Annotated in this window: 21 protein-coding genes and 2 tRNA genes; 18 read left to right on the forward strand and 5 right to left on the reverse strand. The window is 66.0% G+C overall.

Annotation, left to right across the window (positions count from 1 at the left end):
• The 16 genes from QTI51_RS28360 to QTI51_RS28435 all read left to right on the forward strand — a co-directional run.
• On the forward strand, positions 1-110 hold a 110-nt coding region (locus QTI51_RS28360), incomplete at its 5' end, for an EF-Tu C-terminal domain-related protein (protein WP_495574034.1).
• Between the two features lie 21 nt (positions 111-131).
• Positions 132-207, forward strand: a tRNA-Trp gene (locus QTI51_RS28365).
• A 104-nt stretch (positions 208-311) separates the two neighbouring features.
• Positions 312-695, forward strand: coding sequence for a preprotein translocase subunit SecE (secE, locus tag QTI51_RS28370; protein WP_093057178.1), 384 nt, complete (start codon positions 312-314; stop codon positions 693-695).
• 3 nt (positions 696-698) lie between these two features.
• Positions 699-1,301, forward strand: coding sequence for a transcription termination/antitermination protein NusG (nusG, locus tag QTI51_RS28375; RefSeq protein WP_007831050.1), 603 nt, complete (start codon positions 699-701; stop codon positions 1,299-1,301).
• Between the two features lie 137 nt (positions 1,302-1,438).
• Positions 1,439-1,870 carry a 50S ribosomal protein L11 gene (gene rplK, locus QTI51_RS28380; RefSeq protein WP_056584627.1) on the forward strand — a complete coding sequence of 144 codons (432 nt, stop codon included), beginning with the start codon at positions 1,439-1,441 and terminating at the stop codon, positions 1,868-1,870.
• Positions 1,871-2,569, forward strand: a complete 699-nt coding sequence (rplA, locus tag QTI51_RS28385) for a 50S ribosomal protein L1 (protein WP_116910800.1) — start codon at positions 1,871-1,873, stop codon at positions 2,567-2,569.
• 244 nt (positions 2,570-2,813) lie between these two features.
• Entirely contained in the window at positions 2,814-3,347 is a 534-nt protein-coding gene (rplJ, locus tag QTI51_RS28390) for a 50S ribosomal protein L10 (RefSeq protein WP_116910799.1), read from the forward strand.
• Positions 3,348-3,389: 42 nt separating this feature from the next.
• Positions 3,390-3,767 carry a 50S ribosomal protein L7/L12 gene (gene rplL, locus QTI51_RS28395; protein ID WP_116910798.1) on the forward strand — a complete coding sequence of 126 codons (378 nt, stop codon included), beginning with the start codon at positions 3,390-3,392 and terminating at the stop codon, positions 3,765-3,767.
• A 294-nt stretch (positions 3,768-4,061) separates the two neighbouring features.
• Positions 4,062-8,186, forward strand: a complete 4,125-nt coding sequence (gene rpoB, locus QTI51_RS28400) for a DNA-directed RNA polymerase subunit beta (RefSeq protein ID WP_116910797.1) — start codon at positions 4,062-4,064, stop codon at positions 8,184-8,186.
• Between the two features lie 19 nt (positions 8,187-8,205).
• Entirely contained in the window at positions 8,206-12,441 is a 4,236-nt protein-coding gene (rpoC, locus tag QTI51_RS28405; RefSeq protein ID WP_116910796.1) for a DNA-directed RNA polymerase subunit beta', read from the forward strand.
• Between the two features lie 98 nt (positions 12,442-12,539).
• Positions 12,540-13,160 (forward strand): LemA family protein, encoded by a 621-nt coding sequence (locus tag QTI51_RS28410; RefSeq protein ID WP_286517080.1) that lies wholly within the window; start codon positions 12,540-12,542, stop codon positions 13,158-13,160.
• A gap of 75 nt (positions 13,161-13,235) precedes the next feature.
• The gene (rsmB, locus tag QTI51_RS28415) at positions 13,236-14,618 is read left to right on the forward strand and encodes a 16S rRNA (cytosine(967)-C(5))-methyltransferase RsmB (protein WP_503011549.1); all 1,383 of its coding nucleotides are present in this window, start codon (positions 13,236-13,238) and stop codon (positions 14,616-14,618) included.
• Between the two features lie 52 nt (positions 14,619-14,670).
• On the forward strand, positions 14,671-15,237 hold the full coding sequence (locus QTI51_RS28420) for a DUF4390 domain-containing protein (RefSeq protein WP_207786737.1): 567 nt from the start codon (positions 14,671-14,673) through the stop codon (positions 15,235-15,237).
• Positions 15,234-17,564, forward strand: coding sequence for a sensor histidine kinase (locus QTI51_RS28425; RefSeq protein ID WP_116910793.1), 2,331 nt, complete (start codon positions 15,234-15,236; stop codon positions 17,562-17,564). The genes QTI51_RS28420 and QTI51_RS28425 overlap by 4 nt, the downstream gene beginning before the upstream one ends.
• An 89-nt stretch (positions 17,565-17,653) precedes the next feature.
• Entirely contained in the window at positions 17,654-18,355 is a 702-nt protein-coding gene (locus tag QTI51_RS28430; RefSeq protein ID WP_116910792.1) for a response regulator, read from the forward strand.
• An 18-nt stretch (positions 18,356-18,373) separates the two neighbouring features.
• Positions 18,374-18,449: transfer RNA gene (locus tag QTI51_RS28435), tRNA-Phe, on the forward strand.
• Between the two features lie 111 nt (positions 18,450-18,560).
• On the opposite strand, the gene QTI51_RS28440 is transcribed toward QTI51_RS28435, so the two are convergent.
• From QTI51_RS28440 to QTI51_RS28450, 3 genes are all read right to left on the reverse strand, one after another.
• The gene (locus QTI51_RS28440) at positions 18,561-19,376 is read right to left on the reverse strand and encodes a hypothetical protein (protein ID WP_286517077.1); all 816 of its coding nucleotides are present in this window, start codon (positions 19,374-19,376) and stop codon (positions 18,561-18,563) included.
• A 193-nt stretch (positions 19,377-19,569) separates the two neighbouring features.
• Positions 19,570-20,112, reverse strand: a complete 543-nt coding sequence (locus tag QTI51_RS28445) for a hypothetical protein (protein ID WP_286517075.1) — start codon at positions 20,110-20,112, stop codon at positions 19,570-19,572.
• Complete coding sequence (locus tag QTI51_RS28450) at positions 20,109-20,543, reverse strand: hypothetical protein (protein WP_286517073.1); 435 nt, start codon at positions 20,541-20,543, stop codon at positions 20,109-20,111. The genes QTI51_RS28445 and QTI51_RS28450 overlap by 4 nt, the downstream gene beginning before the upstream one ends.
• Positions 20,544-20,769: 226 nt before the next feature.
• Here QTI51_RS28450 and QTI51_RS28455 point away from each other — a divergent pair, with 226 nt between their 5' ends.
• Positions 20,770-21,009 (forward strand): hypothetical protein, encoded by a 240-nt coding sequence (locus tag QTI51_RS28455; protein WP_286517071.1) that lies wholly within the window; start codon positions 20,770-20,772, stop codon positions 21,007-21,009.
• Between the two features lie 14 nt (positions 21,010-21,023).
• Entirely contained in the window at positions 21,024-22,148 is a 1,125-nt protein-coding gene (locus tag QTI51_RS28460) for a lysylphosphatidylglycerol synthase domain-containing protein (protein WP_286517069.1), read from the forward strand.
• Here QTI51_RS28460 and QTI51_RS28465 read toward each other — a convergent pair.
• Together QTI51_RS28465 and QTI51_RS28470 are read right to left on the reverse strand one after the other, a co-directional pair.
• Positions 22,117-22,521 carry a PaaI family thioesterase gene (locus QTI51_RS28465; protein WP_286517067.1) on the reverse strand — a complete coding sequence of 135 codons (405 nt, stop codon included), beginning with the start codon at positions 22,519-22,521 and terminating at the stop codon, positions 22,117-22,119. The two genes, QTI51_RS28460 and QTI51_RS28465, sit on opposite strands and share 32 nt — an antisense overlap.
• A 78-nt stretch (positions 22,522-22,599) precedes the next feature.
• Entirely contained in the window at positions 22,600-24,915 is a 2,316-nt protein-coding gene (locus tag QTI51_RS28470) for an ATP-binding protein (protein WP_286517065.1), read from the reverse strand.
• Between the last annotated feature and the right edge of the window lie 40 nt (positions 24,916-24,955).

Below are 24,955 nucleotides of genomic sequence, written 5' to 3' on the forward strand. Positions count from 1 at the left end.
CCGTGAAGCTGATCAACCCGATCGCGATGGAAGAAGGCCTGCGCTTCGCCATCCGCGAAGGCGGCCGTACCGTGGGCTCGGGCGTCGTCGCCAAGATCCTCGACATCTAAGTCGGGCGCAAAGAGTACCGGAGGGGTATAGCTCAATTGGCAGAGCGTCGGTCTCCAAAACCGAAGGTTGTAGGTTCGATTCCTACTGCCCCTGCCACCTAGGTGGCACCCCGAAAAAAGCCCGTCGTGTCCCGACGGGCTTCGGCGTCTGAAGAGACGCAATGAATTGAAGGCCTCCGGGCCACAGGAAATCAGCCGAACATGGCCACTTCTCAAATCGAAACCGTGAGCACCGGCGCCGACAAGGCCAAATTGGCCGTGGCGGTCGTGCTGGCAGTGGGCGCCATCGTGGCGTTCTACCTGCTGTCGCGCCAGGGCTCGCTGGTGCAATGGGCGGCGCTGCTGGTCGGCCTGGCCGCTGCGGTGGCTGCTTTCGGCAGTTCGGAGAATGGCCGTCAGTTGTGGGCCTTTGGCCGCGACTCGTGGCGCGAGGTCAAGAAGGTCGTGTGGCCGACCCGCAAGGAAGCGATGCAAATGACGGCTTATGTGTTCGCCTTCGTGGCGATCATGTCCGTCTTCCTCTGGCTCACCGACAAGACGCTCGAATGGGTGTTCTTCGACCTCATTCTGGGCTGGAGAAAATAAGCAATGACCGACGACGTAGTTGAAACCACGCCGGAAGAGGAGAACACTCCGATCCTGGCCCCTGCCGCCAACCCTGATCTGCGTTGGTACGTGGTGCATGCCTATTCGGGCATGGAAAAGGCCGTCGAGCGCAACATCACCGAGCGCATCAACCGCGCCGGCATGCAAGACAAGTTCGGTCGCATCCTGGTCCCGACCGAAGAAGTGGTCGAGATCAAGAACGGCCAGAAGCGCACCACCGAGCGTCGTTTCTTCCCGGGCTACGTGCTGGTCGAAATGATCATGGATGACGAGAGCTGGCACCTGGTGAAGCACACCAACAAGGTGACCGGTTTCGTGGGCGGTGCCAAGAACCGTCCGGCTCCGATCTCGCAAAAAGAGGTTGAGGACATCGTCAGCCAGATGCAGCAGGGCACTGAGAAGCCGCGCCACAAGGTCGAGTTCACCGTCGGCGAATTCGTGCGCGTCAAGGAAGGCCCGTTCACCGACTTCAACGGCACGGTCGAAGAAGTCAATTACGAGAAGAGCAAGGTCAGCGTGTCGGTCATGATTTTCGGCCGCGCGACGCCTGTGGAGCTCGAATTCAGCCAGGTCGAGAAGACCTGAGCCGCGGGCCGAAAGGCCCGCCTCAATTCCGGCTGCGCGTTGTCCGACTCGGCGCGCGGCCTTGATCTCGAAGAGTCGTTCAACCCCGGGGAGCCTTGGCCGCAAGCCAAGGCGATATCACCCGCAAGGAGCAAAGCATGGCGAAAAAAATCGTCGGCTTCATCAAGCTGCAAGTCCCAGCTGGTAAGGCCAACCCGTCCCCCCCGATCGGTCCCGCACTCGGTCAGCGCGGTCTGAACATCATGGAGTTCTGCAAGGCGTTCAACGCGCAGACCCAAGGCGTCGAGCCGGGTCTGCCGCTGCCGGTGGTCATCACCGCGTTCGCTGACAAGAGCTTCACCTTCATCATCAAGACGCCCCCGGCGATCACCTTGATCAAGAAGGCCATCAAGCTGGACAAGGGTTCGGCCCGCCCGCACACCGACAAGGTCGGCAAGATCACGCGCGCCCAGCTCGAAGAAATCGCCAAGGCCAAGATGAAGGACCTGACTGCCGCCGACCTCGACGCAGCAGTTCGTACCATCGCCGGCTCGGCCCGCTCGATGGGCGTGAATGTGGAGGGCGTGTAAATGTCCAAGATCACCAAGAAGCAAAAGTCGCTGCAAGGCAAGGTCGACAGCAACAAGCTGTACCCGCTGGCTGACGCGATCGTCATCGTCAAGGACGCGGCCACCGCCAAGTTCGACGAATCGATCGACGTGGCCGTGCAGCTCGGCATCGACGCGAAGAAGTCGGACCAGGTCGTGCGTGGCGCCGTCGTGCTGCCCAACGGCACCGGCAAGACCAAGCGCGTCGCCGTGTTCGCCCAAGGCGCCAAGGCTGAAGAAGCCAAGGCCGCCGGCGCCGACATCGTCGGCATGGACGACCTGGCTGCCATGGTCAAGGCTGGCGACATGCCTTTCGACGTCGTGATCGCCGCACCGGACGCCATGCGCGTCGTCGGTACGCTGGGTCAGATCCTGGGCCCGCGCGGCCTGATGCCCAACCCCAAGGTTGGCACCGTGACCCCGGACGTCGCCACGGCCGTGAAGAACGCCAAGGCTGGCCAGGTTCAGTTCCGCGTCGACAAGGCCGGCATCGTGCACGGCACGATCGGCCGTCGCTCGTTCGACAACGACAAGCTGCAAGGCAACCTCGCCGCGCTGATCGACGCTCTGGTCAAGGCCAAGCCCGCGACCAGCAAGGGTGTGTACCTGCGCAAGGTGGCGGTGTCGTCGACCATGGGTCTGGGTGTCCGCGTGGACACGCAAACCATCTCGGCGAGCTGAAGAGATTGGCCTCGCCCGAAAGGGTGAGGCGAATGTGGTGGGTCGCGGCGGCTTCGGTTGCCGCGAGCCATCCAAGACCGCTGGTGTGCAGGGTGCTGCACTTAATCGCCGGACCTTCCTGTCCGGTGACCAGCGCAGATGGCGACCCCACTGCAAGGAATTTGTTTTTGTTCCGAAACAGTTGGTCGCTGCATGAAGCGCGATCCGAGGCCCCGGCCGAAGGTCGCATTAAAAGGAGTAGACCTTGAGTCTGAATCGCAGTGAGAAAGAAGCGGTCATCAGTGATGTGACCAGCCTCGCCGCAAAAGCTCAAACGCTCGTGATGGCGGAATACCGTGGTATCACGGTTGCCGATATGACCAAACTGCGCAGCGAAGCTCGCAGCAAGGGCGTGACGCTCAGCGTGTTGAAGAACACGCTGGCACGCCGTGCTGTGGCTGGTAGCGCATTCGAAGTCGTCGGTGACCAGATGACCGGTCCGCTGATCTACGGCTTTTCCGAAGACGCAGTGGCCGCCGCCAAGGTAGTGGCCGACTTCGCGAAGACCAACGACAAGTTGGTGATTCGCGGTGGTGCGTTCGGCGGCAAGGCCCTGGACGTCAACGGCGTGAAGCAACTGGCCAACATCCCTTCGAAGGAAGTGCTGCTGTCCCAATTGCTGGGCTTGATGCAATCCCCCGTTTCCCGTACGGCACGCGTTCTCGCGGCGCTGGCTGCGAAGCGTGGCGAAGGCGAAGCTGCACCCGCCGATGCACCGGCAGAAGCGCAAGCCGCTTGAGCTTGCGTTTGAAATATTCAACCCAATTGTTAGGAAACAAAAATGGCATTCGATAAAGACGCATTTCTGACCGCGCTCGACAGCATGACGGTCCTGGAACTCAACGACCTGGTCAAGGCCATCGAAGAGAAGTTCGGCGTGAGCGCCGCTGCAATGGCCGCTCCGGCTGGCGCTGGTGGCGGTGCTGCCGCTGCCGTGGCTGAAGAACAGACCGAATTCAACGTCGTGCTGGCTGAAGTCGGCGCGAACAAGGTGTCGGTCATCAAGGCCGTGCGCGAAATCACCGGCCTGGGCCTCAAGGAAGCCAAGGACCTGGTGGAAGCCGCTCCCAAGGCTGTCAAGGAAGCCCTGTCCAAGGCTGACGCTGAAGCCGCCAAGAAGAAGCTGGAAGAAGCTGGCGCCAAGGTGGAACTGAAGTAATTCAGTCCCCCTAGAGGGCTGGAGGTGCCTGAAAAGGCCCTCCAGCCTTTGCCGCTTTCAGAGCGCACCCAAAAGCCGGCTCGTTGCCGGCTTTCCTGGAGACCTTCAGGTCGACGGAAAAGCCCAAACGAGACGTTTTTTGAGTGTCTTCTGACCCCGACTGCAGAAGACCCCTTGGTTCGGGCGATGTGCAACGCATCGCCGTCCGCCAACGGCTGGTAGTGGCCAGCCGCCAAGCAGTGGTGCCTAGGCACTGCTGACAAGTCGCTGAAGATCTCAAGCACCGGAGCTCTCATGGCCCAATCGTCCGCGTACAGTTACACCGAACGCAAGCGCATCCGAAAAAGTTTCGGTAACCGCGACAGCGTCGTCGAAATCCCTTACCTGCTGCAGATGCAGAAAGACGCGTACACCGCGTTCCTGCAAGCCGGCATCGCCCCCAAACAGCGCACCGTCGAAGGCCTGCAGGCCGCGTTCGACGCCGCCTTCCCGATCGTCTCGCACAACGGTTTTGTCGAGATGAAGTTCCTCGAGTACAACCTGGCGAAGCCGGCGTTCGACGTGCGCGAATGCCAGACCCGCGGCCTGACCTTCGCCTCGGCCGTGCGCGCCAAGGTGCAGCTCATCATCTATGACCGCGAGTCGTCGACCTCGCAGTCGAAGGTGGTCAAGGAAGTGAAGGAACAAGAGGTCTACATGGGCGAAGTGCCGCTCATGACCGAAAAGGGTTCGTTCATCATCAACGGCACCGAACGCGTGATCGTTTCGCAGCTGCACCGTTCGCCGGGCGTGTTCTTCGAACACGACAAGGGCAAGACGCACAGCTCGGGCAAGCTGCTGTTCTCGGCCCGCGTGATTCCCTACCGCGGTTCGTGGCTCGACTTCGAATTCGACCCGAAGGACATGCTGTACTTCCGCGTGGACCGTCGCCGCAAGATGCCGGTCACGATCCTGCTGAAGGCCATCGGCCTGAACCCGGAATCGATCCTCGCGAACTTCTTCGTGAACGACAACTTCCGCCTGATGGACAGCGGCGCGCAGATGGAGTTCGTCTCCGAGCGTCTGCGCGGCGAAGTCGCGCGCTTCGACATCACCGACAAGTCGGGCAAGGTCGTGGTCGCCAAGGACAAGCGCGTCACCGCGCGCCACACGCGCGAACTCGAGCAGGGCGGCACCACGCACATCAGCGTGCCGGAAGACTTCCTGATCGGCCGCGTCATCGCCCGCAACATCGTGGACGCCGACTCGGGTGAAATCCTGGCCAAGGCCAACGACGAGCTGACCGAAGCGCTGCTGAAGAAGCTGCGCACGGCCGGCGTGCAGGACGTGCAGGTCATCTACACCAACGAACTCGACCAGGGCGCGTACATCTCGCAGACCCTGCGCATCGACGAAACGGTGGACGAGTTCGCCGCGCGCGTGGCCATCTACCGCATGATGCGCCCCGGCGAGCCGCCGACGGAAGACGCGGTGCAGGCCCTGTTCCAGCGCCTGTTCTACAACCCGGACACGTACGACCTGTCGCGCGTGGGCCGCATGAAGTTCAACGCCAAGGTCGGCCGCGACGAATCCACCGGCCCGATGGTGCTGACCAACGAAGACATCCTGGCCGTGGTCAAGATCCTCGTCGACCTGCGCAACGGCAACGGCGAAGTCGACGACATCGATCACCTGGGCAACCGCCGCGTGCGTTGCGTCGGCGAACTGGCCGAGAACCAGTACCGCACCGGCCTGGCGCGTATCGAGAAGGCCGTGAAGGAACGCCTGGGCCAAGCGGAGCAAGAGCCGCTGATGCCGCACGACCTGATCAACAGCAAGCCGATCTCGGCCGCGCTGAAGGAATTCTTCGGTGCGTCGCAGCTGTCGCAGTTCATGGACCAGACGAACCCGTTGTCCGAAATCACCCACAAGCGCCGCGTGTCGGCCCTTGGCCCGGGTGGTCTGACGCGTGAACGTGCAGGCTTCGAAGTGCGCGACGTGCATGTGACCCATTACGGCCGCGTGTGCCCGATCGAAACGCCTGAAGGCCCGAACATCGGCCTGATCAACTCGCTGGCCTTGTACGCCCGTCTGAACGAATACGGCTTCATCGAGACGCCGTACCGTCGCGTGGCGGACAGCAAGGTCACCAACGAGATCGACTACCTGTCGGCCATCGAAGAAGGCAAGTACGTCATCGCCCAGGCCAACGCGGCCCTGGACAAGGACGGCGTGCTGACCGGCGACCTGGTCTCCGCGCGTGAAGCCGGCGAATCGATCCTGGTCGGTGCCGAGCGCATCCAGTACATGGACGTGTCGCCCGCGCAGATCGTGTCGGTGGCCGCATCGCTCGTGCCCTTCCTGGAGCACGACGACGCGAACCGCGCGTTGATGGGCGCCAACATGCAGCGCCAGGCCGTGCCTGTGCTGCGCCCCGAGAAGCCGATGGTCGGCACCGGTATCGAGCGCGTCTCCGCGGTCGACTCCGGCACCGTGGTCACGGCCACCCGCGGCGGTATCGTCGACTACGTCGATGCGACCCGTGTCGTGGTGCGCGTGAACGATGCCGAAGCGGCAGCCGGTGAAGTGGGTGTGGACATCTACAACCTGATCAAGTATCAGCGTTCGAACCAGAACACCAACATCCACCAGCGCCCCATCGTCAAGCGCGGCGACAAGATCGCCAAGGGCGACGTGGTGGCCGACGGCGCATCGACCGACCTCGGCGAACTGGCCCTGGGCCAGAACATGCTGATCGCGTTCATGCCGTGGAACGGCTACAACTTCGAAGACTCGATCCTGATCTCCGAACGCGTCGTCGCCGAAGACCGCTACACCTCGATCCACATCGAGGAACTGGTGGTGATGGCACGCGACACGAAGTTGGGCGCCGAAGAAATCACGCGCGACATCCCGAACCTGGCCGAGCAGCAGCTCAACCGCCTCGACGAATCCGGCATCATTTATGTCGGCGCCGAAGTGCAGCCGGGCGACACGCTGGTGGGCAAGGTCACGCCGAAGGGCGAGACCACGCTGACGCCTGAAGAGAAGCTGCTTCGCGCCATCTTCGGCGAGAAGGCTTCCGACGTGAAGGACACCTCGCTGCGCGTGGACCAGGGCTCGCAAGGCACCGTGATCGACGTGCAAGTGTTCACCCGCGAAGGCATCACGCGCGACAAGCGCGCCCAGCAGATCATCGACGACGAGCTCAAGCGCTTCCGCCTCGACCTGAACGACCAGCTTCGCATCGTCGAAGCCGACGCGTTCGACCGTATCGAGAAGCTGCTGACCGGCAAGGTCGCCAACGGCGGTCCGAACAAGCTGGCCAAGGGCACCAAGCTCGACAAGGCCTACCTGTCGTCGGTCGAGAAGTTCCACTGGTTCGACATCCGCCCGGCGGAAGACGAAGTGGCCACGCAGCTCGAGTCGATCAAGAACTCGCTGGAGCAGACGCGCCACAGCTTCGACCTCTCGTTCGAAGAAAAGCGCAAGAAGCTCACGCAGGGCGACGAGCTGCCCGCGGGCGTGCTGAAGATGGTCAAGGTCTACCTGGCCGTCAAGCGCCGCCTGCAACCCGGCGACAAGATGGCCGGCCGCCACGGCAACAAGGGTGTGGTGTCGAAGATCGTTCCGGTCGAAGACATGCCCCACATGGCCGACGGCACGCCGTGCGACATCTGCCTGAACCCACTGGGCGTGCCTTCGCGGATGAACGTGGGCCAGGTGCTGGAAGTGCATCTGGGCTGGGCCGGCAAGGGCATCGGCCAGCGCATCGGCGACATGCTGCAGCAGGAGGCCAAGGTGGCCGAGCTGCGCAAGTTCATGGAGCAGCTGTACAACGGCTCGGGCCGCCAGGAAAACCTCGGTTCGCTGAGCGACACCGAACTGCTCGAGATGGCGGCGAACCTGCAGAACGGCGCAACCTTCGCGACGCCTGTGTTCGACGGCGCCTCGGAAGAAGAAATCCGCGGCATGCTCAAGCTCGCCTACCCGGACGACATCGCCAAGCTCAAGGGCCTGACCGACACGCGCACCCAGGCGTACCTGTACGACGGCCGCTCGGGCGACCAGTTCGAGCGTCCGGTCACCGTCGGCTACATGCACTTCTTGAAGCTGCACCACTTGGTGGACGACAAGATGCACGCCCGCTCGACCGGCCCGTACTCGCTGGTCACGCAGCAGCCTCTGGGCGGCAAGGCGCAGTTCGGCGGCCAGCGTTTCGGGGAAATGGAAGTGTGGGCGCTGGAAGCTTACGGCGCCGCCTACGTTCTGCAGGAAATGCTGACGGTGAAGTCCGACGACGTGCAAGGCCGTACCAAGGTGTACGAGAGCATCGTCAAGGGCGAACACTCCATCGAAGCCGGCATGCCGGAATCGTTCAATGTGCTGGTCAAGGAAATTCGTTCCCTGGGCCTGGACATCGAACTCGAACGTTCTTAAGCAACAAGGAAAGAGTCACATGAAGTCATTACTCGACCTGTTCAAGCAATTCACGCCCGACGAGCATTTCGATGCGATCAAGATCGGCATGGCGTCGCCCGAGAAGATCCGTTCGTGGTCTTTCGGCGAAGTGAAGAAGCCCGAGACGATCAACTACCGCACGTTCAAGCCCGAGCGCGACGGCCTGTTCTGCGCCAAGATCTTCGGCCCCATCAAGGACTACGAGTGCCTGTGCGGCAAGTACAAGCGCCTGAAGCACCGCGGCGTGATCTGCGAGAAGTGCGGCGTTGAAGTCACGCAGACCAAGGTGCGTCGCGAGCGCATGGGTCACATCGACCTGGCCGCGCCCTGCGCCCACATCTGGTTCCTGAAGTCGCTGCCGTCGCGCCTGGGCCTGGTGCTCGACATGACGCTGCGCGACATCGAACGCGTGCTGTATTTCGAAGCCTACGTGATCACCGACCCCGGCATGACCCCGCTGAAGAAGTTCGGCATCATGTCCGAGGACGACTACGACGCGAAGCGCAAGGAATTCGGCGACGAATTCGTTGCCAAGATGGGCGCCGAAGGCATCAAGGACCTGCTGGAAGGCATCGAGCTCGACAGCGAGATCGAACGCCTGCGCGGTGACCTGACCGGCTCCGAAGTCAAGGTCAAGAAGAACTCCAAGCGCCTGAAGGTGCTGGAAGCCTTCCGCAAGTCGGGCATCAAGCCCCAGTGGATGGTGCTCGAAGTGCTGCCCGTGCTGCCGCCGGACCTGCGTCCGCTGGTGCCGCTGGACGGCGGCCGCTTTGCGACCTCCGACCTGAACGACCTGTACCGCCGCGTCATCAACCGCAATTCGCGCCTGCGCCGCCTGCTGGAGCTGAAGGCTCCGGAAATCATCGCGCGCAACGAAAAGCGGATGCTGCAGGAAGCTGTGGACTCGCTGCTGGACAACGGCCGTCGCGGCAAGGCCATGACGGGCGCCAACAAGCGCGCACTGAAGTCGCTGGCCGACATGATCAAGGGCAAGAGCGGCCGCTTCCGCCAGAATCTGCTGGGCAAGCGCGTCGACTACTCGGGCCGTTCGGTCATCGTGGTGGGCCCGACGCTCAAGCTGCACCAATGCGGCCTGCCGAAGCTGATGGCGCTGGAACTGTTCAAGCCCTTCATCTTCTCGCGCCTGGAAGCCATGGGCATCGCGACCACGATCAAGGCTGCCAAGAAGGAAGTCGAATCGGGCACGCCGGTGGTGTGGGACATCCTGGAAGAAGTGATCAAGGAACACCCGGTCATGCTGAACCGTGCGCCTACGCTGCACCGTTTGGGCATCCAGGCGTTCGAACCGATCCTGATCGAAGGCAAGGCCATCCAGCTGCACCCGCTCGTCTGCGCGGCATTCAACGCCGACTTCGACGGCGACCAGATGGCCGTTCACGTGCCGCTGTCGGTGGAAGCGCAAATGGAAGCCCGCACGCTGATGCTGGCCTCCAACAACGTGCTGTTCCCGGCATCAGGCGAACCGTCGATCGTTCCTTCGCAGGACGTGGTGCTGGGTCTGTACTACACGACCCGCGACCGCATCAACGGCAAGGGCGAGGGCCTGATCTTCTCCGACATCGGTGAAGTGCAGCGCGCGCTGGACGCCAACGAGGTCGAGCTCACCGCCAAGGTCGCGGTGCGTATCACGGAGTACACCAAGGACAAGGAAACCGGCGTGTTCACGCCGTCGACCTCGCTCGTGGACACCACCGTGGGCCGTGCCCTGCTGTCCGAGATCCTGCCGAAGGGCCTGCCGTTCTCGAACATCAACAAGGCGCTGAAGAAGAAGGAAATCTCCAAGCTCATCAACGTCTCGTTCCGCAAGTGCGGCCTGAAAGAGACGGTCGTGTTCGCCGACAAGCTGCTGCAGAACGGCTTCCGCCTGGCGACCAAGGCCGGTATCTCGATCGCCATCGACGACATGCTGGTGCCCGCTGAAAAGCACGGCATCATCGAGCGCTCGGCCAAGGAAGTGAAGGAGATCGAACAGCAGTACGTCTCCGGTCTCGTGACCTCCGGCGAACGCTACAACAAGGTGGTGGACATCTGGGGCAAGGCCGGCGACGAAGTGTCGAAGGTCATGATGGCCAAGCTGTCGAAGCAGAAGGTCATCGACCGCCACGGCAAGGAAGTGGAGCAGGAGTCCTTCAACTCGATCTACATGATGGCCGACTCGGGCGCTCGCGGTTCCGCGGCCCAGATTCGCCAGGTGGCCGGCATGCGTGGCCTGATGGCCAAGCCCGACGGCTCGATCATCGAGACGCCCATCACCGCGAACTTCCGCGAAGGCCTGAACGTGCTGGAGTACTTCATCTCCACCCACGGTGCCCGTAAGGGCCTGGCCGACACGGCGCTGAAGACGGCGAACTCGGGCTACCTGACCCGTCGTCTGGTCGACGTGACGCAAGACCTGGTCGTGACCGAGCAGGACTGCGGCACGCACGGCGGCTACCTGATGCGCGCCATCGTCGAAGGCGGTGAAGTGATCGAGTCGCTGCGCGACCGTATCCTCGGCCGCTCGGCCGCGGACGACGTGCTGCACCCGGAAAACCGTTCGGTGCTGCTGAAGGCAGGCTCCATGTTCGACGAGGACAACATCGAAGAGCTCGAGGCGCAAGGCGTCGACGAGGTCAAGGTGCGTACCGCGCTGACCTGCGAAACCCGCTTCGGCATCTGCGCGACCTGCTACGGCCGCGACCTGGGCCGCGGCGGCCTGATCAACATCGGCGAAGCCGTTGGTGTGATCGCTGCGCAGTCCATCGGCGAACCCGGCACGCAGCTGACGATGCGTACCTTCCACATCGGTGGTGCCGCTTCGCGCGCCGCCATCGCCTCGAGCGTGGAAGCCAAGTCGAACGGCTCGATCGGCTTCAACGCCACGATGCGCTACGTGACCAACAGCAAGAGCGACCTGGTCGTGATTTCGCGTTCGGGCGAGATCGTCATTCATGACGAGCACGGCCGTGAGCGCGAACGTCACAAGGTGCCGTACGGCGCCACGCTGACGGTCAAGGCCGACCAGCAGATCAAGGCCGGCCACGTGCTCGCCAACTGGGACCCGCTGACCCGCCCGATCATTACCGAGTTCGCCGGCAAGGCGCAGTTCGAGAACGTCGAGGAAGGCCTGACGGTCGCCAAGCAGGTGGACGAAGTGACCGGTCTGTCGACCCTGGTCGTGATCGACCCGAAGCGCCGCGGCGCCGCCAAGGTGGTTCGCCCTCAGGTGAAGCTCATCGACGCCTCCGGCGCCGAAGTGAAGATCCCGGGTACCGACCACTCGGTGACGATCGGCTTCCCGATCGGCTCGCTGGTGCAGATCCGTGACGGCCAGGACGTGGGCCCCGGCGAAGTGCTGGCGCGTATTCCGGTCGAAGGCCAGAAGACCCGCGACATCACCGGCGGTCTGCCGCGTGTGGCCGAGCTGTTCGAAGCCCGTTCGCCGAAGGACAAGGGCATGCTGGCCGAAATGACCGGCACGGTGTCGTTCGGCAAGGAAACGAAGGGCAAGATCCGCCTGCAGATCACCGATCCCGAAGGCGGCGTCTACGAAGACCTCGTTCCGAAGGAAAAGAACATCCTGGTGCACGAAGGCCAGGTGGTGAACAAGGGTGAAAGCGTGGTCGACGGTCCGGCGGACCCGCAGGACATCCTGCGCCTGCTGGGTTCGGAAGAACTCGCGCGCTACATCGTGGACGAAGTGCAGGACGTGTACCGCTTGCAGGGTGTGAAGATCAACGACAAGCACATCGAGGTGATCGTTCGCCAGATGCTGCGCCGCGTCGTGGTCGACAACATCGGCGAGACCGGCTACATCTCCGGCGAACAGGTCGAACGCAGCGAAATGCTCAACACCAACGACGCCCTGCGCGCCGAAGGCAAGATCCCCGCGACGTTCACCAACCTGCTGCTGGGTATCACGAAGGCGTCGCTGTCGACCGACTCGTTCATCTCGGCTGCTTCGTTCCAGGAAACGACGCGCGTGCTGACCGAAGCCGCGATCATGGGCAAGCGCGACGAGCTGCGCGGCCTGAAGGAAAACGTGATCGTCGGCCGCCTGATTCCCGCGGGCACCGGCATGGCGTACCACCAGGCACGCAAGGTCAAGGACGCGATGGACGAAGCCGAGCGCCGCGCCATTGCCGAGTCGGAGGCCGCCGACATGGCAGCCTCCAACGAGGCCAGCGATGCAGCGACCACGGTGGACGCCAGCGAAGGCGCCGCGACCGAATAACTGGTTAGCATCACCGGCCATGACCGGTACACACGCCCCCCGACCGGCCCCGGTCGGGGGGCGTTTTTCTTTGTGTTGTCCATGAGGCCTTGTTGTCGATGAGTCTGTTGCCCGAATCGCTGGCCAGCTGGATCGTGATCGCGGTGCTGCTGTTCTGGTTTGTCGGTGCCTACAACCGGCTGGTGCGCCTGCGCGCGACCGTGCTGCAGGCCTATGGGGCGCTCGATGCGGCCCTGGGCAAGCAGCTCGATTTCGTGCAGGCCAGCATCTCCGCCTCGCCACCCGAGGCGGTGCTGAATGAATCGCTGTCGTCCATTGCGCCGCTGCAGGCCGCGACCACGCAGCTGTCGACGCTGCTGGGCGCCACGCGGCTGCATCCGCTGGACGCCGGCGGCATGGCGGCGCTGGCCACCGCGCTGCAGGTGTGGATCGGCGCATGGCGGCGCCAGCACCCGGACGATGTGACGGTGTTCGACGCCGACGGCACGCTGTCGCGCCCGGTGCCGCTGATGCCCGGATCGTCGGGAGCGTCGGGGTCGTCGATCGCCGCGGCGAGCGTGGCCGAGCCCATTGCGTGGCCCGAGCCTTCGGCCGCCGCGGAAATTGCGCGCAACCAGTTCAACCAGGCCGTGGCGATCTACAACGCGGCCATCGCGCAGTTCCCTGCGATGCTGGTGGCATGGGCCGTGCGTCTGCGTGCGGCCGCGCCGCTGCTCTGAGCGTCAGGCGCGGCTTCCTTTTTCTTTCCATTGCACGGCGTCCGGCTTGCGGGCGCCCGTTACCATCGCCCCAACTTGTCAGACCTACATTCCGATTCTTCGAGCAGTGGCGGCGCGCCGTCGCTGCAACCCCCGCTCTGGCGCCAACTGCAACTGACCGCGGTGGCGCTGGCGTCGATTCGCGCCGGTACCTCGGGCTCGGTCGCGTTCGAGGCGGTCGAGCCTGCCCTGCGCCCCGGCGTGCAGGCGCTCGGCTTCCAGGTGCTGCGCTGGCTGGGCCGCGCCGAGGCCCTGCGCCGCCACCTGGCCAAGCGCACGCCACCGCCGCTGCCCGATGCCTTGCTGTGCACGGCGCTCGCGCTGGCCTGGGACACCGAGCGCGCGCCCTACGAGCCCTTCACGCTGGTCGACCAGGCGGTCGAGGCCGCCAAGCGCAACCCGGCCACGCGCGCGCAGGCCAGCTTCATCAACGCCTGCCTGCGGCGCTTTCTGCGTGAGCGCGACGAGCTGGTGGCCATCACCGACAGCGAACCGGTGGCGCAGTGGAACCATCCGCGCTGGTGGATCGAGCGCCTCAAGCGCGACCATCCGCGCGAGTGGCAACGCGTGCTGGGTGCCGACAACGCGCAGGCGCCGATGACGCTGCGCGTGAATGCGCAGAAATCGAACCCGGTCGCCTATCTGGCGGAGCTCGAAGCCGTGGGCCTGTCGGCCACGCGCGTCGGTCCTTCGGGCCTGCAGCTCGCGCGTGCACGGCCGGTGCAGCAGTTGCCCGGTTTTGCAGACGGTGCTTCGTCGGTGCAGGACGCCGCCGCGCAGATGGCCGCGCCCTTGCTGCTCGACGGTTTGCTGGCGGCCCGGTCCGCCTCCGCCGCCCCGCTGCGCGTGCTCGACGCCTGCGCCGCCCCCGGCGGCAAGACAGCGCACCTGCTCGAGCTGGCCGGCCCGGGTGCCATCGACGTCACCGCCCTCGAAGTCGACGCCGTGCGCAGCCGCCGCATCGACGAGACCCTGGCGCGCATCGGCATGAGCGCCAAGGTGCTGGTGGCCGACGCGGCGCGCCCCGCCCAGTGGTGGGACGGCACGCCCTTCGACGCCATCCTGCTCGATGCGCCGTGCACCGCCTCGGGCATCGTGCGCCGCCACCCCGACGTGCGCTGGCTGCGCCGTGAGAGCGACACCGGCCAGCTCGCGGCCCAGCAGGCCTCGCTGTTGGCGGCGCTCTGGCCGCTCGTGAAGCCCGGCGGCCGTCTTCTTTACTGCACCTGCTCCGTGTTTCGCGAAGAAGGTTCGCAACAAATTGATGCGTTTCTTGTACACAACACCGACGCACGTTTGCTGCCGTCGCCCGGCCATTTGCTGCCCCAAAACGGGTCGAATGGCCGCAGCGTCCCGGACAATCCCTCTGGTGACCACGACGGTTTCTTCTACGCACTGCTCGAAAAACGCTCGCACTGAACCGCGCCGGCCGGTCCTGCTGGCCGTGCTGCTCTGGGTGTGGGTGCTGTGGATGGCCTGGCTGCCGGCCCCGGCGGTGGCGCAGGGGCGTGCCGGCACATCGATCAGCCAGATGCGGCTGGAGCAGTCCGACGACGGCGTCTACTTCAGCGCCGCGGTGCAGTTCGAGCTGCCCTCGCTGGTCGAGGAGGTGCTCGACAAGGGCATCGCCATCTACTTCGTGGCCGAGGCCGAGATCTTCCAGGAGCGCTGGTACTGGACCGACCGCAAGGTCGCCCAGGTCACGCGCCACATGCGGCTGGCCTACCAGCCGCTCACGCGGCGCTGGCGCCTGAACGTGTCGGCGGCGCCCATGACCGGCGCGGCCGGCCTGGGCATTTCGCTGAACCAGAACTTCGACACGCTGGCCGACGCGCTCGACGCCATCAAGCGCGTCGGCCGCCTGCGGCTGGGCGACACCGCCGAAATCGGCGACGACCCGCTGCACCAGGTGACCTTCCGTTTCCGGCTCGACACCTCGCAGCTGCCGCGGCCGTTCCAGATCGGCGTGGTCGGGCAGTCCGACTGGAACATCGCCGCCGAGCGCACCGCCCGGCTCGCCGTGGAGAAGCAGAAGTGAGCACGTCGGCGCGCAGCGGCGCAGCGGCCACGCCGGCCGCCAGCCGCGCGCGCGCCATGCGCTGGGCCATCGGCGTGGGGGCCGCGCTGGTCACGGCCATCGGGCTGGTGCTGATGTTCCTGCTTGCGCAGGCCACCAACAACCGCGCGCTGTACGAGCGCTACTACGTGCGCCTGTTCGGCATCAACGTGGTGGTGGCGGTGCTGCTGGTGCTGGTGATCGGCTGGGTCGCCTTCCGGTTGCTGCGGCGGTTGCGGCAGGGCAAGTTCGGCAGCCGGCTGCTCATCAAGCTGGCGGCCATCTTCGCGCTGGTGGGTGTGGTGCCCGGGGCGCTGGTCTACGTGGTGTCCTACCAGTTCGTCGCGCGCTCGATCGAAAGCTGGTTCGACGTGAAGGTGGAGGGCGCGCTCGACGCCGGCCTGAACCTGGGGCGGGCCACGCTCGATTCGCTGTCCGACGACCTGGCGGCCAAGACGCGCAGCGCCAGCGCGCAGCTCGCGCAGGTGCCCGATGCCAGCGCGGGCCTGCAGCTGGAGCGCATTCGCGACCAGCTCGAGGCCACCGACGTCATTCTGTGGACCGGCACCGGGCAGCTGGTGGCCAGCGCCGGCACCTCGCGCTTCCAGCTCAACCCCGAGCGGCCGACGGCGCAGCAGTTTCGCCAGGTGCGCCCCGAGCGCGCCGTGTCGCACGTCGAGGGGCTGGACGAAACCGCCGCCCCCGGCGCGCCGCCGCCGGTCGCGAGCGTGCGCGCGCTGGCCATGGTGCAACGCCCGGGTTTCGACTTCGACACCGCCCCGCGCTACCTGCAGGTCACGCGGCCGCTGCCGCCGGCGGTGGTGGCCAATGCGCTCGCCGTGCAGGAGGCCAACCGCGAATACCAGGAAAGGGCGCTCGCGCGAGAAGGCCTGCGCCGCATGTACATCGGCACGCTCACGCTGAGCCTGTTCCTGGCCGTGTTCGGCGCCGTGCTGCTGGCCGTGCTGTTCGGCAACCAGCTCGCCCGGCCGTTGCTGGTGCTGGCCGACGGCGTGCGCCAGGTGGCCGCCGGCGACCTGCGGCCCACTGCCGTGCTGCAGGGCAAGGACGAGCTGGGCGGCCTCACGCGCTCGTTCGCCGTCATGACGCAGCAACTGGCCGACGCCCGCGGCGCGGTCGAGAAGACCATGGGCCAGCTCGACGCGGCGCGCGCCAACCTGCAGACCATCCTGGACAACCTGACCTCGGGCGTGATCGTGCTCGACGCCCGCGGCATCGTGCTGTCGACCAACCCCGGCGCCACGCGCGTGCTGCGCGCACCGATGGCCGCCTACGAAGGCCAGGCGCTGGTGGCCGTGCCGGGCCTGGCCGATTTCGGCGCCAAGGTGCAGCAGCAGTTCGACGACTTTCTTGTCGAGCGCATGCAGCACGGCCTCGACCACTGGCAGCACGCCTTCGAGCTGCACGCCTCGGGCAACGACCTGCCGCAGCAGGACGGCGCCATCAACATCGTCGCGCGCGGCGCGGAGCTGCCCGGCGCCGCGCGCCTGCTGGTGTTCGACGACATCTCGGAAATCGTCTCGGCCCAGCGCGCGCAGGCCTGGGGCGAAGTGGCGCGCCGGCTGGCGCACGAGATCAAGAACCCGCTCACGCCCATCCAGCTCTCGGCCGAGCGGCTGGAGATGAAGCTGTCGGGCAAGGTGCCGCCGCCCGAGCAGGCCATCCTGGTGAAGTCGGTGAAGACCATCGTCGACCAGGTCGATGCGATGAAGCGGCTGGTGAACGAGTTCCGCGACTACGCGCGCCTGCCCGCGGCCGACCTGAAGCCGGTCGATCTCAATGCGCTGCTGGCCGATGTGCTCCAGCTCTACAACGCCGACAGCCTGCCCATCACGCTGCGCTTCGAGCTCGATGAGCGCTGCCCACCCGTGCGGGGCGATGCCCAGCAGATTCGCCAGGTCATACACAACCTGTTGCAAAACGCGCAGGACGCCGCCGAGGCCGCGGCCAGCGGCACGGGCAAGCCGGGCGAGGTGGTCATTCGCACGCGGCTGGGCGATTCGGGCCAACGTGTGCGCATGACGGTGCAGGACAGCGGCAAGGGTTTTGCTGAAAATATTCTCAAGCGCGCGTTCGAACCGTACGTCACCACGAAAACAAAAGGTACCGGTTTAGGCCTTGCGGTCGTGAAGAAGATCGCGGACGAACACGGTGCGCGCATCGAGCTTTCCAACCGCGTGGTCGATGGGGCTGTGGCAGGGGCGCAAGTCTCGCTATCATTCGCGCTGGCAAGCGAGCCGCGGGCAGCGGTCGCTCACACCGAAGATTCGAAGTCTTCCGCCGCCTGAGCCGCACGAATCCGTCGCACAGGCGAGGGATGTGCCGGCGGACTCCTACACACCTTTGCAGACACCAGCGCATACAACAAGCAGCACTCATGGCAAACATTCTCGTGGTCGATGACGAGCTGGGCATCCGGGACCTGCTCTTCGAAATTCTCAATGACGAAGGCCACAACGTGGAGCTCGCGGAAAACGCCGCCGAAGCACGCGCCGCGCGCCAGCGCGCCCGGCCCGACCTCGTGCTCCTGGACATCTGGATGCCCGACACCGACGGCGTCACGCTGCTCAAGGAATGGTCCACCGCGGGCCTGCTGAGCATGCCGGTGATCATGATGAGCGGCCACGCCACCATCGACACCGCGGTCGACGCTACGCGCATCGGCGCCTTCGCGTTCCTCGAAAAACCCATCACCATGCAGAAGCTGCTCAAGGCAGTGGAGCAGGGCCTGGCGCGCGAGAGCGCACGCCGCGCTGCCGCCGGCGTGGTGCCCACGCCGGCCACCGGCTCGCAGGCCGCGGCCATCACCACCACGGGCGACAGCCTGATGATGGCGTCGCTCGCCGCGGTGCCCGTGGCGGACATCGGCCCGCAGTCCACGCAGAGCTTCGACCTCGACCGCCCGCTGCGCGATGCGCGCGACGGCTTCGAGAAGGCGTATTTCGAGTTCCACTTGGCGATGGAGAACGGTTCTATGACCCGAGTCGCCGAAAAAACCGGCCTCGAACGCACCCATCTCTACAGAAAACTTAAACAACTTGGTGTGGATCTCTCAAGAGGGCGCAGAAGCGCTGTATAATTCGAGGCTGCACACAATGGCCCGGTAGCTCAGTTGGTAGAGCAGCGGATTGAAAATCCGCGTGTCGGTGGTTCGATTCCGCCCCAGGCCACCATATTCTTAAATGCGCTACAGCTTCAAAAGCTGTAGCGCATTTTTCGTTGGGGCCTTCAATCCTGCTGTGGCGCACCCTGCCACGCTAGGCCTTGCGCCTCGCGCTTCGCAGCTACTCCGGCACGTAGCTCATCTGCGTCACCACGCTCGTGCTCTCCGGCCGCCCGCCCGTCGCGGCAACGAACGACTTCAAGCGCTGGCCGCGAAACGGCCCTTCAGCCGCGATCCATGAAGTGACATTGACCTTGATCTCGGGCGCCTTGCCCATGGCCGTGGTGCTGGCCAGCACGAACCGGCAGGTGTCGAATGTCCCGAGCGCCGTCGACAGCTTCTCGCGGCCCTGGTAGGTCAGGGCTTCGGTGACGTCCATGGTCACCTTGCCGCCGGCGCTGACGGTTTCCATGCGGTAAGTGATGTTCACGGTCTGGTCCGCCTGCATCGCGACAGGAATCGCCGGCGCGGGCGCGTAGGTGCTCGTGACCCGCGTGCCGCCGCTGCCGTGCGTGTCGCCGTAGCGCACCATCTTCCCGCCGACCACGTCCCGGAAGATCGTCGCCGTCGCGAACGGCTTCCTGCCGGCGTCGTAGAAGGTCTGCTCGAAAGCCACCGGCGTGGCGCCGGCAAACGCCTGACGCTTGCCGGTCGTGACGCCGTGGTGCGTGGCGCCGGTGGGCTGGCCGGGCGAGGTCTGCTGCAGGTCGTAGGTCAGCTGCGTGCCTGCGTTGAAGTCGGCCTCGTTGGTGCAGGCGGATGAATCCGCAATGGCTGCGGCAGGGGCAAGGGCAGGCGCCGGCGAAGGTGCGGATGCGAACGAGGCCGGTGGCGTTGCCCCAGCGACGGGCGGCCCACCATCGCCACAGGCCGCGAGCGCCACGGCCACCGTGAACAAAGAGAGTCGCCGAAAGCGCGCGGTCCTGGAAGTTGGCATGTGTCCCTGCAGTGCGAGGTGGGTGATGACGATGCGTGACAGCGGCGGCAATCTAGCAGCGCGCCGCTGCGCTCGCCAGTCACGAAAGTCATGGCCACCCCTGGAAAAAAAGCGGCTGGCCGATGCGGGCCGAATGTCCGGTCCCTCATCGCCAGCCGCTGCTTTCAGGTGGCGCGAACTGCTTGCCGTTCGCTCAGAGGTTCAGCGCCGACACCGCTTCCAGGCCCTGCTTGATGTTGTTGCGCGCCGCGCCTTCCACCGCCATGCGCAGGCGCGTGGTGCCCACGAGCGAGTCGAACGCGCCGCCCGTGTAGGTCGACTTGACGACGCGGCGCATCGCCACCGAGTTGTCCGAGAGCTTCACGAGCGACCAGCCCGCTTCCATGTCGACGGTGAACGCCGCGCCGAACGTGGGCTTGCTCAGCTTGACGATCGAGACCGACAGCTCGTAGTCGCCGGTCTTGCCCTTGACGACTTCCTTGAACAGGGCCGTCTGCGTGATGGACTTCTCGATGGCGGCGCGCAGGTCGTCGTCGGAGATGTCGGCGGTCCACAGCGGATTCGTTTCGCTGCCGCCGCCGGTCTTCACCGACACCGAGAACGGCAGCTTCTTGCTCGACGCGACGCTGGTGGTCGTCATGGCGTCGCGGTTGGCCGGGGAGGCGCAGCCTGCGAGCGCGACGACCACTGCGAGGAGGGCCAGCGCGCCGGCGCGGCGAAGGGTGTGATGGATCATTTGTTTTTTTCCGATTCTTTGAAGATGTTCCCGATCACCTCGTCGACCATCTGCGATGGCGAGAGCCGGGTGAACGAGGTATGGAGCGAATGGCCGGTGGCCAGGGGGTAGTCGGTCTTGGGCTCGCGAATGGTGACCGTGAGTTCCAGCAGGTACATGGTGATGTCCCACGTCCACTTGTCGACGTAGGTGACGACGGCGTCGACCCGCTCGGGCGCCTTGCCGTCCTCGACCACGCGCATGCCGCGCGCACGCAGGTTGGCCGCGACCAATTGGTGGATCGTGCCGTCCTCGCCCTCGAGCTTGCGGACCTGCACCACGCGCAGCTTGTCCAGCCCGGCCGAGGGATCGACGGTGGCCTTGGTGCGATTGACCGCGCAGCCGCTCGTGAACACCGAGACAGCCATGGCTGCAAGAAGCAGTCTCCTCACGCTATTCAATTTGTGTGTCTCCTCCGCCCGAAATGGGCGCAGGAAATGTAACTGAAAATTTCCAAAGGCGGATCTTGCAAGTGACAGGGTGTGACGTCGGCTGCGCAGCTGCGCAATGCGCCGCGTATGGCAAATGTCCTGCACCCGTCGTCGCCCAAGGATGGCGATGCGATTGCACCGGACACCGAAGACTTGAAGGCATCCACAGAGCCTGAGGAGCCGCAACATGTCCACGTCCAAGCCCGCACCCAAGTCCGCACATTCGGCGCACGAAGAACCTGAAGTCACCCAGGAAGAGTCCGTGCCCACCGACGGCCGCGACACCGAGGGCGAGGCACTGATGAAGGACGTGGGCAACCGCAAGCTCCACGACAAGGGCTCCGCCGACCACAAGACCCCGGAGAAGGCATCCGACAAGGCTTCTGACAAGGCGCCGAAGCAAAGCGGCAAGCAAGACCCCGCCTGACCCGCCGCACCGCCATGAGCCTGCAGGCCGCGCACGCGGCAACTTCCGCCGAGGCCATTCCTCAAGTCGGCACGTCGGACACCGGCACCTCCGGTTCGACCACTTCGCCATCCCTCTGGCAACGCTGCCGCAAATGGGCGCTCCCCCTGCTCGGCATTGCCGTGCTCGGCCTGCTGCTTTCCCACGCGCACAAGGTCGACTGGGCCGGCGCGTGGCACGCGTTGCAACGCTATTCCCCCTGGCTGCTGCTCGCCGTGCTCGGCCTGGCCACGGCCAGCCATGCGCTCTACGGCTGCTTCGACCTCATCGGCAGGCGCCACCTGAAACACCGGCTGCCCGCGTGGCGCACCTGGGCCATCGCGGTGACGAGCTACGCCTTCAATCTCAACCTCGGTTCGCTGGTCGGCGGCATCGCGATGCGCGCGCGCCTGTACGCACGCGCGGGCCTCGACGACGCGACCGTCGCGCAGGTGGTCGGCCTCAGCCTCGTGACCAACTGGCTCGGCTACGGCCTGCTGGCCGGCGGCCTGTTCGCGGCCGGCGCCATCGAGCCGCCGCGGCAGGCGCACATCGGCGACCTTGCGTTGCGCATGCTCGGCGTGGCGATGATCCTGCTGGCGCTGGCCTATGTGGTGGCCTGCGCCGTGGCGCAAGGGCGGCAATGGACCTTCAGGGGCAAGCGGCTCACCTTGCCGGGCGCGCGGCTGGCGCTGGTACAGCTGGCGCTGTCGTGCAGCAACTGGGCACTGATGGGTGCCGCCATGTACCTGCTGCTGGGCCAGCAGGTGCCGTACGCGACCACCTTGAGCGTGCTGCTCGCCGCATCGATCGTCGGTGTCATCACGCCGATACCGGCAGGGCTCGGCGTGCTCGAGGCCGTGTACCTCGCGCTGTTGTCGGGCACGGTGAAGCAGGGCGCGTTGATGGGCGCGGTGCTCGCGTACCGCGCGCTGTACTACCTGCTGCCGCTGGCCGGCGGGTTGCTGCTGTACCTGTTCCTGGAGCGCTACGCGGCGAGCCACCCGCAGGAGGCCGAACAGGGAAGCGGCACCCAGCCAAACAGCGCCCAGGCAGGCCGCACCCAGGCAGGCCTCGCGCAGGAACCCTTCACGCCTGAAGCACCAGCTGCGTCTGCGTGACCACCGCGCAGAGCTTGCCCTCTGCGTTGGTCACGGTGGTCTGCCACACGTGCGTGGTGCGGCCGCGGTGCAGCGCCACGCAGGTGCCCGTCACCGTGCTGCCGAGCTTGGCGCCCGCGATGAACTTGGTGCTCGAGTCGGTGGTCGTGGTGCGCTGGCCTTCGTTCAAGTTCGCCAGCGTGCCGACCGCGCCCAGCGTGTCGGCGAACGCCATGTACGCGCCGCCGTGCAGGATGCCGCCGGCGGTGCACAGGTCGGCACGCACCTCCATCTGCGCAACCACGCGCTCGGGCGTCAGCTCGCGCAGCTTCACGCCCATGAGTCCGGGGAACAGCGTGTCCAGCAGCTGCTGGAGCGTGGCGATGTCGTACATGAACAGGTCTCCTGGCGAATCGATGCGGCCATCGTAGCCAGGGCGGGGCGCGCAGGCAAAGCACTGCGAGGCTATTGACTAGTCGCTCGGGGCCGCGCGTGCCAGCAGGCGGATGTGCTCAAAGTCCAGCAACTGCAGCGCATGGCGCACCGCCTCGACCAGCGCCGCATGGCGCGTGTCGACGGCCAGCCGGTCGGCCCATTCGTGCAGGTCGCTCCAGCGGCCGTCGCGCGCGAGCATTTCGAGCTCGTCGCGCGCCGCCGCCGGCAGCGGTGCCATCGCCGGCGTGGGCGGGTGCCGCCGCCGGCTCGTCAATGCGGGCAATCCAGGCGCAACGCGCGCGGGCTGCGGCCTGGTGGCGAGCACGGGCAGCAGCTCTTTGGGCGCGTCCTTCACGATCACCGAGAAGCGCACGCGCGTGCCCAGGCCGCTGTGGCTCTCCAGCAGCAGCCGTCCGCCCATGTACTGCACGATGCGCCGCGCAATCGCCAGCCCGAGCCCGTTGCCGTCCGCGCTGGCCGCGCCCTGCGCAAAGGCCTGGGCGATGCGCGCCTGGTCTTCCTTGCCGATGCCCACGCCGCTGTCCCACACCTCGAACTTGAGCCGCCACGAATCCGCGCGCGGCTTGGCCTCCACGCGCAGGCCGATGCGGCCGTCGCGCGTGAACTTCGCCGCGTTCGACAGCAGGTTGAGCAGCAGCTGCTGGAAGCGCTTGCTGTCCAGGTACACCGCGACCGGCAGCGCGCCGGTCACGCCCAGCTCGAAGCCGTTGTGCTGGCGCTGCGCGAGCGTGTCGGCGTACTGCGCGATGTCGTCGATCAGCGCGCGCAGGCGCACCGGCCGGGGCTCGAAGGAGAAGGGCAGCAGCTCGCCCTTGGCGTAGTCGAGCAGGTCGTCGATGAGCGCGAGCTGGTAGGTGGCGCTGCGCTCGATGGACTGCAGCCGCTCGGCCGGCGGCAGGCTCTGGTCCTGCAGCAGCCGCACGTTGCCGATGATGGTGGCCAGCGGCGCGCGCAGGTCGTGGCTGATGTAGGCCATGAGCCGTGTCTGCTCGCGCGCCTGGTGCTCGGCCTGCTCCAGCGCGGCGTTCAGCGCCTGCGTCTTGCGCGCGACCTCTTCGCGCAGGCGAAGCTGTTCGTCGGCCTGCCAGTGCACCAGCGTGCGCTGCGCCGCGAGCCGCTGTCGCGAGAGATGCTGCGTCCACGCGGCCAGCGCCACCAGCCCGACCAGCATGCCCGGGAAGCCGAGCGCATACGCGTCGAAGCCGGGAATCATGTGCGCGGGCAGCACGAGCTCGGTGAGCCGCAGGCCCATGCCCACGGTGACGGTGGCCATCACCACGAACGCCAGCTGGCCGCCCGGGCCCGCGCGCCGCATGTAGACGAAGGTGCTGGCCGTGAGCGCGACCACCGCCAGCGGCCCGCTCAGCGTGCCGAGCTTGGCGGCCGGCCCGTAGGGGCCCCAGGCCATGCCCGCGACCACCACGCACTGCAGCGCGGCAAGCGCCAGCAGCACCGGCAGGCCGGGCGCCCGCACCGGGCCGCGGCGCGACACCGCGTACAGGTGGAACATCAGGTTGAGCACGCAGCAGCCCGCGGTCACGCCGGCGGCGCGGTAGCTCCACTCGTAGTTGTCGGGCCACAGCGTCAGCCGCGCATGGCCGCGGTAGACGCTTTCGTACAGCGCCACCATCGCAAAGCCCAGGCTCTGCAGTGCCATCGGCAGGCTGCGCGAAATGAACCACAGCGCCAGCGAATACACCGACAGCACCAGCAGCCCGCCGATGAGCAGGCCGTCGAGCAGCGCGTGGCTGCTCTCGGCCTCGCGCCAGCTGTCGGCGGTGTGCAGCTCGGGCGCCAGCTTGACGCTGCTGCGCGTGTGCACCCGCACCAGCACGCGCACCTGCTCGCCGGGCCGCAGGTCGAGCGACAGCGTGGGCACGCGGTCGCGCTCGCCGTGCAGCGGCACCGACACGCCGGCCTCTTCATGCGACCACACGGCGCGGCCCGCCACGGCGCGCAGCACATGAAATTCCACGTGCTGCAGCCACGTCGCGTTGAGCACCAGCCGCAGCGACCGGGGCATGCTGCCGTCGTTCGACAGCGTGAGCCGCAGCCAGAAGGCCGACTTCGAAAAGCCTTGCCGCATGCGCGCGGGGCTGCCGGGCTGGAAGCCATCGGCGGTGCCGATGCCGATGCTGTTCCCCAGCGCATCGACCTCGTCCAGCGACAGTTGCGCGCCGGTGTCCTCGAACACGTCGAACGCGCTGTCGAGCGCGATGGGCCACTGCGCGCTGTCGTCCAGGTGCAGCATGCCGGCCTGCGCCGACAGCGCGCCGGCCAGCCAGAAGACGACGCACAGCAGCAGGGCGCCGAACCCGCGCGGGGCGGTCACCGCCGGCGCATGCCAGCGGTCACGTCGATGGCAAGGTCAG

This window comes from Variovorax sp. J22G73, from assembly GCF_030317035.1.
In the GTDB taxonomy this organism is placed as follows: domain Bacteria; phylum Pseudomonadota; class Gammaproteobacteria; order Burkholderiales; family Burkholderiaceae_C; genus Variovorax.